The organism is Parafrankia soli (assembly GCF_001854695.1).
Taxonomy (GTDB): domain Bacteria; phylum Actinomycetota; class Actinomycetes; order Frankiales; family Frankiaceae; genus Parafrankia; species Parafrankia soli.
The window spans coordinates 1-13,197 of sequence record NZ_MAXA01000013.1 but is presented as its reverse complement, the minus strand read 5'-3'; the positions used below and the strand labels follow the sequence as shown (position 1 = coordinate 13,197).

Genomic DNA, 13,197 nt, shown 5'->3' with positions numbered 1-13,197 from the left:
GCCACATCCCAACCCCGATCCACCGGAAACTCCGACACCGCGTCGTGCCCGCCGGAGACGACGTCCCACAGCTGCTCCGGGGACGACACCCCGCCCGGGAAACGGCAGGCCATTCCCACGATCGCGATCGGCTCGCGGTCGGCCTCCTCCAGCTCGCGCACCCGCTGGGTGGCCTGACGAAGCTCGGCTGTCGCCTGCTTCAGAAAATGGCGCAGCCGGTCCTCGTTCGACATGCGAGCTTCCTCCTGGCCCTCGGGCATCAATGCGGTGTCCTGGGATGGCTGGGAACTCAGGAAAAACCGAACTCCTTGCCGAGCAGATCGAACATCTCCTCGTCACTCGCCTCGTCCAGCCCGGCGGACCCGGCCCCGGCGAGCGAGCGCAGGATGGCCCGCAGCCGGGTCTCGACCGAGGCCCGCACCTCGTCGGGGGGCTCCGCCGCGGCCAGCGCCGCCTCGAGGCTGCCGAGGCCGGCGAGCACCGGGTCCGCCACCGCCTCGGCGGGCAGCAGCAGGCCGCGCAGGTACCGGGCGAGCGCGTCCGGCGTGGGATGGTCGAAAACGACCGTGGCGGGCAGCCGCTCCCCGGTGGCACGGCCGAGCCGGTTGCGGGTCTCGACCGAGGCGAGGGAGTCGAAACCGAGATCGGTGAACGCCCGGTCCGCCGGGATCTGTTCGGCCGACGCGTGCCCGAGCACCGCGGCGACCTCCGTCCGGACCAGCTCCAGGACGACTCGGTGCCGGCTGTGCTCGGGCATGGCGCCGAGCCGTTCCCGCAGCGACGCCCCGCCCGCCGCCCGCGGTCCGCCGTTCTCCGACGCCGCGGCGCTGTCGCCGCCCGCGGCACCCCCGAGACCGGTGCCGCCGCCGGGGATGCCGGCGAGCGCCGCGCGCGCCTCGGGAATCTCGTCGACGAGACGGGTCGGGCGGGCGGCGGGGAACGCCGCGACGAACCGATCCCAGAGCACCCTGACCAGCGCGACGCAGGGCTCCTGCCGGCCGACCACCTCGGCCAGCGCGCGCAGCGCCTCGTCGGGGGCCAGCGCGGGCAGGCCGTGCCGGGCCAGCCGCTCGTGGACCCGGGGTTCGTCGGCCATCCCGGCGCCGGCCCAGGCTCCCCACGCCACCGAGGTCGCGGGCCGGCCCCTGGCCCGGCGGTGCTCGGCGAGCGCGTCCAGGTAGGCGTTCGCGCCCGCGTAGCCGCCCTGCCCGGCGTTCCCCCAGGTGCCCGCGATCGAGGAGAACAGCACGAAGGCGTCGAGCGGCCGGTCGCCCAGCAGCTCGTCCAGGTGGGCCGCGCCGGCGGCCTTGCCCGCGACGACGGCGGCGAGGCCGGCCGGGGTTGTCTCCTCCAGCACGCCGCCGGTGCCGGCGCCGGCGGCGTGCACGACCGCGGTGAGCGGGCATTCCGCCGGAATTGCCGCGAGAACACCGGCCAGCGCGGCCCGGTCCGCCGCGTCGCAGGCGGCCACCGTGACCTGGCAGCCGTGCACGGCGAGCTCCTCCGCCAGCTCCGCGGCGCCCGGCGCGGCCGGCCCGCGCCGGCTGGTCAGCACCAGCCGCTCGGCGCCCTGCGCGGCGCACCAGCGGGCGACCGCCGCGCCGAGCGCACCGGTCCCGCCGGTGATCAGCACCGTGCCCCGCGGGTGCCATCGGCGCTCGCCCGCGCCGGTGCCGGCGCGCACCAGCCGCCGACCGAAGGCCCCGGCGGTCCGCAGCGCGACCTGATCCTCGCCGGTGGTGCCGGCCAGCACGGCCACCAGCCGCTCGGCCGAGCGCTCGTCGAGGGAGCGCGGCAGATCCAGCAGCCCGCCCCACCGCGCCGGCGTCTCCAGGGCGGCGACCCGGCCGAGGCCCCACACCTGCGCCTGCTCCGGGTCGGTGACCGGGTCGGTGCCCCAGGTCGAGACCGCCCCCCGGGTGGCGCACCACAGCGGGGCGGCCACACCGGCGTCGCCGAGCGCCTGCAGGAGCGCGACGGTGCCAGCCAGTCCGGCGGGCAGCCCCGGATGGGCCGGGAGCGGCGCCGTGTCGAGGGCGACCAGCGACAGCACCCCGCGGACCACGCCAGCACCATCGGTGTCGGCACCGGCACCGGCGGCGCCGGGCGTGGACGTCCCGACGAACTCGGCGAGGCGGCCGGCCAGCCGCCGCCGGTCGATGTCCGCGCCGCCCACCGTGAGCCGCACCACCCGGGCGCCCCGGCGTTCCAGCGCCTCGGCGCACTCGGTGACCAGGCCGCCGGCGGCTGGCCCGGCCGGGGCCACCACCAGCCAGGTTCCCGACAGCGTGGACGGCGCGGAGACGGTCAGCGGCGTCCAGACCGTCCGGTACACCAGGTCGTCCAGGTCGGCCGCCGCGCGCCGCCGCCGGTGCCGGGACGCCAGCGCCGGCAGCACGGCGCGCAGCGGCGCGTCCTCGTCGACGCCCAGCGTGCCGGCCAGCGCGCCGAGATCCGCGCGCGCCACCGCGTCCCAGAAGGCGGTGTCCTCCGCCGACACCCCCGCGCCGCCCGACCCGGCGGGACCGGCCGCGGGGGCGAGCCAGTACCGCCGCCGCTGGAAGGCGTAGGTGGGCAGGTCGATCACCCGTGCCCCCGCGAAGAACGCAGCCCAGTCGACACCGGTGCCGTTGGCATGCGCCTCGCCGAGCGCCGTCACCAGGCTGTGCTCCTCGGGACGGCCGGCCCGCAGCGCCGGGACGAACACCGCGGCACCGTCCACCAGGCACTGGCGTCCCATCCCGGAGAGCACTCCGGCCGGCCCCAGCTCCAGGAAGGTCGTCGCCCCCCGCTCGTGCAGGCAGGCGACGGCGTCGGCGAAGCGCACCGGCTGGCGGGCCTGCCGCACCCAGTAGTCGGGGTCGCACAGCTGCTCGGCGGACGCGATCCGCCCGGTCACCGTGGAGACGACCGGGACGGCCGGCGCCTGGTACCGCAACGTGGCCGCGACCTCCCGGAAGGCCGCCAGCATGGGGTCCATCCGCGAGGAGTGGAACGCGTGCGCCACCCGGAGCCGGCGGGTACGGCGTCCGAGGGCCTCGGCGCGGGCGGCGAGCGCGGTCACCGCGTCCTCGTCACCACTGATCACGACGGAGTCGGGGCCGTTGACAGCGGCGATCCCCACCCGGCCGGGGCCCGGCGGGTCCGCCTGAGCCTCCTCCTCGGCCAGCCATGCCAGGACGTCCCGCTCGGTTGCCTGTACGGAGACCATCGCCCCACCCGCGGGGAGCTCCGCCATGAGACGGCCGCGTGCCGTGACCAGGGCGCACGCGTCTGCCAGCGAGAGCACCCCCGCGACATGGGCGGCGGCGATCTCACCGACGGAGTGCCCGGCGACGAAGTCCGGGGCGACGCCCCAGGAGCGCAGCAGGTCGTGCAGGGCGACCTCGAGTGCGAACAGCGCGGGCTGGGTGTGGTCGGTGCGGTCCAGCAGCGGCCCGTCGGCGAGCACCTCGTCGAGTGGCTGGTCCAGGTACGGATCAAGGTGCGAGCGGACGAGGTCGAAGGCGCGCGCAAACGCCGGGAAGCGTTCGTACAGCTCCCGGCCCATGCCGGGGCGCTGCGAGCCCTGACCGGTGAAGAGCATCGCCGTCCGGCCCGGCGACCGGACCGTGGTGCGGACGATCCCGGCGGCGGCCGTGCCCCGCGCGAGCGCGGCCAGCCCGCGCGACGCGCCCGCCAGGTCGTCCGCGACGACGACGGCCCGGCAGGCCAGCGCGGCCCGGCCGGTCGCCAGCGAGAACCCGACGTCCGCCGCGAGCTCGGGCCCGGCGGCGGGAGCGCCGGTGAGGTGGGCCGTCAGGCGCGCGGCCTGCGCCCGCAGCGCGTCCTCGGAGTGCGCGGAGACCAGCCACGGCACGACCGCCGGGGCGGTGCCCACCGGCGGCCCCGGGTCCGCGGCCACGTCGTCCGGGCGGTCGGTCTCCTCCTCGAGGATGACGTGGGCGTTGGTGCCGCTGATCCCGAACGAGGACACCCCCGCCCGGCGGAGCCGCCCCGCCTCCCGCGGCCACGCGACCGGCTCGGTCGCCAGCCGCACCGCGCCCGCGGCCCAGTCGACCCGCGGCGACGGCGCGTCGACGTGCAGCGTGCGCGGCACCGTCCCGTGCCGCAGCGCCTCCACGATCTTGATCACCCCGGCCACGCCGGACGCGGCCTGGGTGTGGCCGATGTTCGACTTCACCGACCCCAGCCACACCGGACGGCCCGCCGGCCGGTCCCGTCCATAGGTCGCCAGCAGCGCCTGCGCCTCGATCGGGTCCCCCAGCACCGTCCCGGTGCCGTGCGCCTCGACCACGTCGACCTGTTCCGGGCCGAGCCCCGCGTCGGCCAGCGCCGCCCGCACGACCCGCTGCTGCGCCGGGCCGTTCGGCGCCGTCAGGCCGTTCGACGCGCCGTCCTGGTTGACCGCGCTGCCCCGCACGACCGCCAGCACCCGGTGCCCGCCGCGCCGCGCCGCGGACAGCCGCTCCACCACGAGGACGCCGACGCCCTCGCCCCATCCGGTGCCGTCCGCCGCCGCGGCGAACGCCTTCACCCGGCCGTCGCGGGCCAGCCCCCGCTGCCGGGCGAACTCGACGAAGGTCGTCGGGCCGGCCATCACGGTGACGCCGCCGGCGAGCGCCAGCGTGCACTCGCCGGAGCGCAGCGCGCGCACCGCCAGGTGCAGCGCCACCAGCGAGGACGAGCACGCCGTGTCGACCGTCACCGCCGGCCCCTCCAGGCCCAGCGTGTACGCCACCCGGCCCGACGCGACGCTGCCCGCGCTGCCGGTGAGCAGGTAGCCCTCCGAGTCCTGCCCGGCCCGCGAGCCCGCGGCGTAGTCGTGGTAGCTCAGGCCGGTGAACACCCCGGTCGGGGTTCCGCGCAGCGACGACGGGTCGAGGCCGGCCCGTTCGAGCGCCTCCCAGGACACCTCCAGCAGCAGCCGCTGCTGCGGGTCCATGGCCAGCGCCTCACGCGGGGAGATCCCGAAGAACTCCGCGTCGAAGTCACCCGCGTCGTGCAGGAAGCCGCCCTCCCGCACGTAGCACCGGCCCGGGCGGCCGGGCTCCGGGTCGTAGAGCCCGTCGACGTCCCAGCCGCGGTCGACCGGGAAGCCCGAGACCGCGTCGACGCCGTCCGCCAGCAGTCGCCACAGCTCCGCCGGGGACGACACCCCACCCGGGTACCGGCACCCCATGCCCACGATCACGACCGGATCGTCCGAGCCGTCGTCGTCGACGTGCCGGGACGGCGGCGGGGACACGGCCGCCGGCGGCGCGTCCGGCGCGTCGTCCAGCAGGACGGCCCGCAGCCGGTCGGCGACGGCCACCGGGGTGGGATGGTCGAACAGCAGCGTCGCCGGCAGGCGCAGGCCGGTCGCCGCGGCGAGCCGGTTGCGCAGCTCCACCGAGGTCAGTGAGTCGAAGCCGGCGTCCTTGAACGCCCGGGACGGGCCGACCGCCTCGGCCGCGGCGTGTCCGAGCACCGCCGCGGCGTGCGCCCGGACAAGCTGGACGAGCAGGTCGTGCCGCTCGGGCGCGGACACCTCGCGCAGGCGGCGGACCAGGCCGTCCGACGCACCCGCCGGGGCGAACGCGCCCGGCGCTGTGAACGCGGCCAGCCCGACGACCGCGCCCGGACCGGTGGCCGTGCCCGCCGCCCCGGTCTGGTCGCCCTGCGCCGCGACGGGAACGAGACCCCGCAGGAGCACCGGGAGCGTCCCGGCCGCCGCGTGGGCGCGCAGCGTGGCGCCGTCGAGGCCCACCGGAACCAGCGCGGCGTCCCGGACGGCAGGAGTGGCGCCGGGGCCGCCCGGGGTGGGCGGCCACCCGGCCAGCGCCCGGTCGAACAGGTCGAGTGCCTCGGACGTCTCCAGCGGGCGCATCCCCGTGCGGGCCATCCGGCGCAGGTCGGCGGGGCCGAGCCCGGCCGTCAGCCCGCTGCGCCGCGCCCACAGCCCCCAGGCGAGCGAGGCGGCCGGCAGCCCACGGGCGGCCCGCCGGGCGGCGAGCGCGTCCAGGAGCGCGTTCGCCGCCGCGTAGGCGCCCTGGCCGGCGCTGCCGAAGGGCGCCGCGGCCGAGGAGAACAGCACGAAGGCGGACAGGTCGAGATGCACGGTGAGCTCGTCCAGGTGCAGCGCCGCGTCGGCCTTGGGCCGCAGGACGGCGTCGACCCGCTCCCCCGTCAGGGCTGTGACGACGCCGTCGTCGAGCACTCCCGCGGCGTGCACGACCGCCCGCAGCGGACGTCCGGCGGGAACCGCCGCGAGCAGGTCGGCCAGCGCCCGGCGGTCGGCCACGTCGCACGCCGCCACGGTGACGCTCGCCCCGAGCTCGGTGAGCTCCGCGACCAGCTCCGGGGCGCGCCCGCCCCGCCCGGCCAGCAGCAGGTGGCGCACGCCGTGCCGGGTGACCAGGTGCCGGGCGACCAGCCCGCCGAGCGTGCCCGTCCCACCGGTGATCAGCACGGTTCCCGCCGGGTCCCAGCGGACGCCGTCACCAGCCGGGCCGGCTGGCGCGGCTGGCGCGGCTGGCGCGAGTCTCGGTACGAACGCGCGACCGGCGCGCAGGGCGAGCTGCGGCTCCCCCGCCGCCAGCGCGGCCGTGACCGCGGCGGGCGCGACGGCCGCGGAGTCCTCGTCGTCGTCCAGGTCGAGCAGGACGAACCGCCCGGGATGCTCGGACTCCGCCGAGCGCACCAGCCCCCACACCGCGGCGGCTGCGAGATCGGTGACCTGCCCGCCGGGCTCCCCCTCCACCGCCCCGCGGGTCGTCAGCACCAGCCGGGCGGCGGCGAGACGGTCGTCAGCCAGCCAGGCCTGGATCAGCGACAGCGCCCACCGCACGGCGCCGTGCACCACGCCAACCGGATCGAGGCCGACGGAATCGGCGCGCACCGGGTCGAGGCTGACCGGGTCGGCGCCCGTCGGACCGGCGGCGGCCGCCTGCGGCAGGCCGACGACCACCCGGTCGGGGGCCGGACCACCCGCCGCGGCCAGAGCGGCCAGCTCGTCACGGAGCACCGAGGCATCCCAGTCCGCCGGGGTAACGAACGCGGCCGCCCGGCCGGGGCCGCCGGTTCCAAGGAGGGCGGCGCGCGCCGGTGTCACCTCGGGGGCCACCGGCAGCGGGATCCACTCCGTCCGGAACAGCGATCCCGCGGTCGGGTCAGCCTCCTGGGCCGGTTCCGCCGGCGCACCGGCGCCCAGCCAGTAGCGGCGGTGCTGGAAGGCGTAGGTCGGCAGGTCCACCCGCCGGCCGGCGGCGACCAGCGGTCCCCAGTCGACCTCGGCGCCCCGCACCCACAGCTCGGCGGCGCTCGCGGACAGGCGCCGAAGGCCGCCGTCGTCGCGGCGCAGCGATCCCACCGCGACGGCGCCGTCCGCTCCGGCGGCCAGCGCGCTCTCCGCCACCGCCGGTGTCAGCACCGGATGCGCGCCGACCTCCAGGAAGAACCGGCAGCCCTCGTCCAGCAGCTCCCGGACAGCCGGCGCGAACAGCACCGGCGACCGCAGGTTGTCGAACCAGTACGGCGCGTCCAGCTCACCGGGCTCCGTCATCCGTCGGCCCGTCACCGTCGAGAGGAAGGGGATGCGCGGAGCCGCGGACCGCAGGCCCGCCAGCTCCCGCAGCAGGCTCGCCCGCAGCGGCTCCACCCGGGAGGTGTGCGAGGCGTAGTCCACCGCGACCCGCCGGGCCCGCGCGCCGCGAGCCGCGCAGAACGCGACGACCTCCTCCAGCGCCGCGGTCTCGCCGGCCACCACCGTCGACGCCGGGCCGTTGACGGCCGCCACTTCCACCCGCCCGTCCCACCGTTCCAGGAACCCCTCCACCTCCGCCGCCGGCAACGCCACCGACACCATTCCCCCGGCGTCTCCAACAGCGCCCGCCCGGCCCCCGCCCCCGGCCAGCTCGGCGGCGATCAGCCGGCCGCGGACGGCGACCACCCGGGCCGCGTCCGGCACCGACAGCGCCCCCGCCACGCAGGCGGCGGCGATCTCCCCCTGCGAGTGCCCCAGCACCACATCCGCCCGTACTCCCCACGACTCCCACACCGCTGCCAGGCCCACCATCACCGCCCACGACACCGGCTGGACCACCTCGGCCCGCTCCAGCCATCCCGCGCCTGAGACGCCGCGCAGGACGTCCACCACCGACCAGTCCACGAAACCGGCCAGCGCCCGGTCGCACTCCGCCACCCGCTGCGCGAACACGGCGGAAGAATCGAGCAGTTCCACCCCCATGCCCAGCCACTGCGCGCCCTGCCCGGGGAACACCCACACCACCCGGCCGTCACCGCCGCCCGCGCCATCACTCGCGCTCGCGCACACCAGATCCGCCGCCGGCTCACCCCCGGCCAGCGCGCCCAGCGCGGCGTGCCGGTCGGCGCCCAGCACCACCGCCCGGTGTTCGAGCGCCGCCCGCCCCCGCACCAGCGAGAAGCCCACGTCGGCGACCGAGCCGGGACCCGGCCGCAGGAAGGCCGCCAGGCGACCGGCCTGGGCGCGCAGCCCCGGCTCCGAACGCGCCGACAGAACCCACGGCACCGCCTCGGTGGGCACCGGTGCGGGACGGGACGCGGCCCCGGCCCCCGAGCCGGCGCCGCCTTCGCCGACCGGTCCGGGCCCGGCCTCGGGCTCGGCCTCGGGCTGGGGCTCGGGTTCCGGCTCAGGCTCCGGTTCGGGCGCGGGGGGCTCCTCCACGATCACGTGCGCGTTCGTGCCCGAGACGCCGAACGACGAGACTCCCGCCCGCCGCGGGCGGTCCGTCCGCGGCCAGTCGACGTCCCCGGTGAGCAGCCGGACGTCGCCAGCGGCCCAGTCGACGGCGGCCGTCGGCTCGGCCACGTGCAGGGTCCGGGGCAGCACCCCGTGACGCAGCGCGAGGACCATCTTGATCACGCCGCCGACCCCCGCGGCCGACTGCGCGTGCCCGATGTTCGACTTCAGCGACCCGAGCCACAGCGGCCGGTCCGCCGGCCGGCCGCGCCCGTAGGTCGCCAGCAGCGCGTCCGCCTCGATCGGGTCGCCCAGTGCCGTCCCGGTGCCGTGCGCCTCGACGGCGTCGACGGTATCCGGCGCGAGCCGGGCGTCGGCCAGCGCCTGACGGATCACCCGTTCCTGCGCGGGACCGTTGGGCGCGGTCAGTCCGTTGGACGCGCCGTCGGAGTTCACCGCGCTGCCCCGCACCACCGCGAGCACCGGATGCCCCAGCCGCCGCGCGTCGCTGAGGCGTTCGAGGAGCAGGACGCCGACACCCTCGGCGAGACCGAAGCCGTCACCGCCCGCGGCGAACGCGCGGCAGCGGCCGTCCGCGGACAGCGCGCGCTGGCGGCCGTACTCGGTGAAGACCAGCGGGGTGGACATCACCGCGACGCCGGCCGCCAGCGCGAGGGCGCACTCGCCGCCGCGCAGCGCCCGCGCCGCCAGGTGCAGCGCCACCAGCGAGGAGGAGCAGGCGGTGTCGACGGTGACGGCGGGGCCTTCCAGCCCGAGCGTGTAGGCGACCCGGCCGGACAGCACGCTGCTGGCGCCGCCGGTGCTCAGGTAGCCCTCGACCTCGGTGGGGACGTCACGCAGCCGGGAGACGTAGTCCTGGTAGATGCTGCCGACGAAGACTCCCGTCCCGCTGCCCCGCAGTGCGGACGGATCGATGCCGGCCCGCTCGACCGTCTCCCACACGACCTCCAGCAGGAGCCGCTGCTGGGGGTCCATCGCCAGCGCCTCCCGCGGCGAGATCCCGAAGAACTCCGCGTCGAAGTCGGCGGCGTCGTGGAGGAAGCCACCGTGGCGGGTGTAGGTCGTGCCGGGCCGGGTGCCGTCCGGGTCGTAGAGGGCCGGCAGGTCCCAGCCGCGGTCGGCCGGCAGACCGGTGATCGCGTCCCGGCCGGTGGCGACGAGCTCCCACAGGTCCTCGGGCGAGTGGACGTCGCCCGGGTAGCGGCAGCCCATCCCGACGATCGCGATCGGCTCGTGCGCGGCGGCCTCGAGATCGCTCAGCCGCCGCCGCGTCCGCCGGAGATCCGTCATGATCTTCCTGACGTACTCCCGGAGCCGATCCTCGTTGGCACTGGACATCGGTCAGGTCTCCCAGCGTCGGGCTGATCAGGGCGGACGGGTCACAGCGCGCCGAGCTCCCGGTCGATCACCTCCAGCATCTCGTCGTCGGTCATCGACTCGAAGTCGTCGCCGTCCTCCCCGTCGGGGACGTACGTGCCGCCGGCGGGCGCGGCCGGGGTGTCGGCCCACCGCCAAAGCAGGGCCTGCAGCCGCTCGGTGAGCACGGACCGGTCGCCCTCTGCGGCCATGCCGAGCGCGGCTTCGAGGCGGTCCAGCTCCGCCAGGGCGGCGGCGGTGCCCGCCCGTCCCGGTTCGAGCCCGGCCCGCAGATAGCCGGCCAGGGCCCGCGGCGTCGGATGGTTGAAGACCAGCGCGGCCGGCAGGCGCAGCCCGGTGACGGCGGTCAGCCGGTCGCGGAGCTCGACCCCGCTGAGCGAGTCGAAGCCGAGATCGCGGAACGCGCGGTCATCCGCGACGGCCGTCGCACCCTCGTGGCCGAGCACCGCGGCCGCCTGCCCACGGACCAGTTCCAGCAGGGCCTGCTCCCGGTCGGGCCCGGCGAGGCCGGCCAGCCGCCGGGCGAACGAGGAGGTGTCGGGCTGGTCCGCGTCCGCGGCGGCCCGCCGGGCCGGAATGACCGGCACCGGCGCGGCTGCCGCGGGCAGCGGCCCCGGGGGTGCCACCACGGGTGCCGGGGAGGCCGGCCGGAGTGCCAGCGTGCCCTCGGCGACCGGTTGGCCCGTGCCGTCGGCGAGAGTCACGGCCACCTCGTCGGCGCCGGCCGGCGACAGCCGCACGCGCAGCGTCGACGCGCCGTCCGCGAGCACGCGGACGGCGCTCCAGGAGAACGGGCGCAGCCGCCGCGCCCCCAGCTCCGGATCGAGCACGAGCGGCTGGAAGGCGGCGTCGACAAGCACCGGATGCAGGGCGAACCGCCGGGCCGTCCCCCGCAGCGGTTCGGGCAGGCCGACCTCGGCGAACAGCTCCGCATCGCGGCGCCACACCGCACGCACCCCGTGGAAGGCCGGGCCGTAGTCCACGCCCGCCGCGGCGAGGCGCGGGTACAGGTCGTCGACCGGGACGGGACGCGCTCCGCTCGGCGGCCACACGACCAGGTCGAACGCCGGGTCCGCGGCGACGCCGCCCGGGGCCCGCACCGCGAGCGCGCCCCGGGCGTGCCGGACCCACGGCTCCTGCGGCCCTTCCGGGTCCCCCGGCCGACTTCGACCGTCCGGACGCGCGTAGACGGCCAGCGAGCGCCGGCCCGCGCCGTCGGGCGGACCCACCGCGACCTGCACGTGGACGCCGCCGTGCTCGGGAACGACCAGGGCCGCCTCAAGGGTGAGCTCGGCGACCTCGTCGCAGCCGGTCTGGTCCGCGGCCTGGACGGCCAGCTCGAGGAACACGGCACCGGGCAGCAGTACGGCACCACCGACCGCGTGGTCGGCGAGCCAGGGCTGTGAGCCCCGTGAGAGCAGACCGGTGAGGAGCAGCCCACCGGTGTCGACCAGCGGTACCACGCCGCCCAGCATCGGATGGTCGGCGGGCCGCACGCCCGGGTCGGGCGCGCCGCCACGCACCGCGGGCGCGTCGGGCCAGTAGCGCTGGTGCTGGAAGGGGTAGGTCGGCAGGTCCACCTGCCGGCCGCCGGCCACCAGCGGGTCCCAGTCCACCGGAACACCGCGCACCCACAGCTGCGCCGCGGCCGCCGCCAGCCGGTCCAGCCCGCCGTCGCCGCGCCGCAGCGACCCCACGACCACAGCGTCCGGGACGCCGGCCGCCTCGGCCGTCTCGATGATCGCCGCGGTCAGCACCGGATGCGGGCTGATCTCCACGAACACCCGGTGCCCCTCGCCCACCAGTCCGTCGGCGACCTCATGCAGACGGACGGTCGACCGCAGGTTCCGGAACCAGTACTCCCCATCGAGCTGCCCGGGATCGACCGGGGAGCCGGTGACCGTGGACCACATCTCGGCAGTCCCCACACACGGGACGATCCCCGCGAGTTCCACGGTGAGTCGGTCGCGGACCCGGTCCACCTGCGCCGTATGCGACGCGTAGTCCACCGGCAACCGACGAACCCGAACACCCTCCGCCTCCCACACGGAAAGCAGCTCATCCAACCCCGCAGGCTCCCCGGCGACCACCGTCGCCGACGGCCCGTTCACCGCCGCCACCTCCACCCGACCAGCCCCCACCCGCGACTGACCAGCCCACTCCCGCAACCGAACCTCCACCTCGGCCACCGGCAACCCCACCGACACCATCCCCCCACCACCAGCCAACCCTCCCGCGATCACCCGACTACGCGACGCCACCACCCGCGCCCCGTCCTCCAACGACAACAGCCCCGCCACACACGCCGCGACGATCTCCCCCTGCGAATGCCCCACCACCACATCCGGGCGCACCCCCCACGACTCCCACACCGCCGCCAACCCCAACGCCACCGCCCACGACACCGGCTGCACCACATCCACCCGCTCCAGCAAACCCGCACCCCCAGCACCCACGACCCCCCCGACACCCGCGATCCCGGCGGCACCCGGGGCCCCCCGCAGGACGTCGACCAACGACCAGTCCACAAACGGCGCCAACGCCGCCGCACACTCCGCCACCCGACCCGCGAACACCGCCGAGGCATCCAACAGCTCCACACCCATCCCCACCCACTGCGCCCCCTGCCCCGGAAACACCCACACCACCCGATCACCACCTGTGCCAACCCGCCCCCGCACCACCGTCTCCACGGGCTCGTCCGCCGCCAGCGCACGCAGCCCGGCCAGCCGACCCCCACCGACCTGGGCGTCGCCAGCGCCCCGCTCCCCGAGCACCACGGCCCGGTACTCCAACGCCGCGCGGCCCCGCGCCAACGACCAACCGACATCCCGCGCTGACGGCCGGTCCGCGGCACGGGAAGACGGTCGTGGCGTGGGCGAACCGGGCGTCGGCTCGGCGTCCAGGCGCGACGCCAGCCGGGCGGCCTGCGCCAGCAGGCCCTGCTCCGACCGTGCCGAGAGGATCCACGGCACCGCACCGACCGGCCCGGCCGCGGCCCCGGGCTCCGATTCTGGCTCGGGGGCGGCTGGCGGGGCCTCCTCAATGACGACGTGCGCGTTCGTGCCCGACATCCCGAACGAGGAGACCCCCGCGCG

The 13,197-nt window shown here is 77.1% G+C and carries 3 protein-coding genes; all 3 read right to left on the bottom strand.

Annotation, left to right across the window (positions count from 1 at the left end):
* Nucleotides 1-233 (bottom strand): beta-ketoacyl synthase N-terminal-like domain-containing protein (locus BBK14_RS03010; RefSeq protein ID WP_198541155.1); only part of this gene is annotated, 233 nt, incomplete at its 3' end.
* 56 nt (nucleotides 234-289) lie between these two features.
* Nucleotides 290-10,060 carry a type I polyketide synthase gene (locus tag BBK14_RS03005; RefSeq protein WP_071059693.1) on the bottom strand — a complete coding sequence of 3,257 codons (9,771 nt, stop codon included), beginning with the start codon at nucleotides 10,058-10,060 and terminating at the stop codon, nucleotides 290-292.
* 41 nt (nucleotides 10,061-10,101) lie between these two features.
* Nucleotides 10,102-13,197: acyltransferase domain-containing protein (locus BBK14_RS03000; protein ID WP_116429974.1), on the bottom strand; the 3,096-nt coding region annotated here is incomplete at its 5' end.

Bases quoted from the DNA above. Each gene is read 5' to 3' on its own strand.
- BBK14_RS03005 (WP_071059693.1), bottom strand. From the start codon at position 10,060: ATGTCCAGTGCCAACGAGGATCGGCTCCGGGAGTACGTCAGGAAGATC.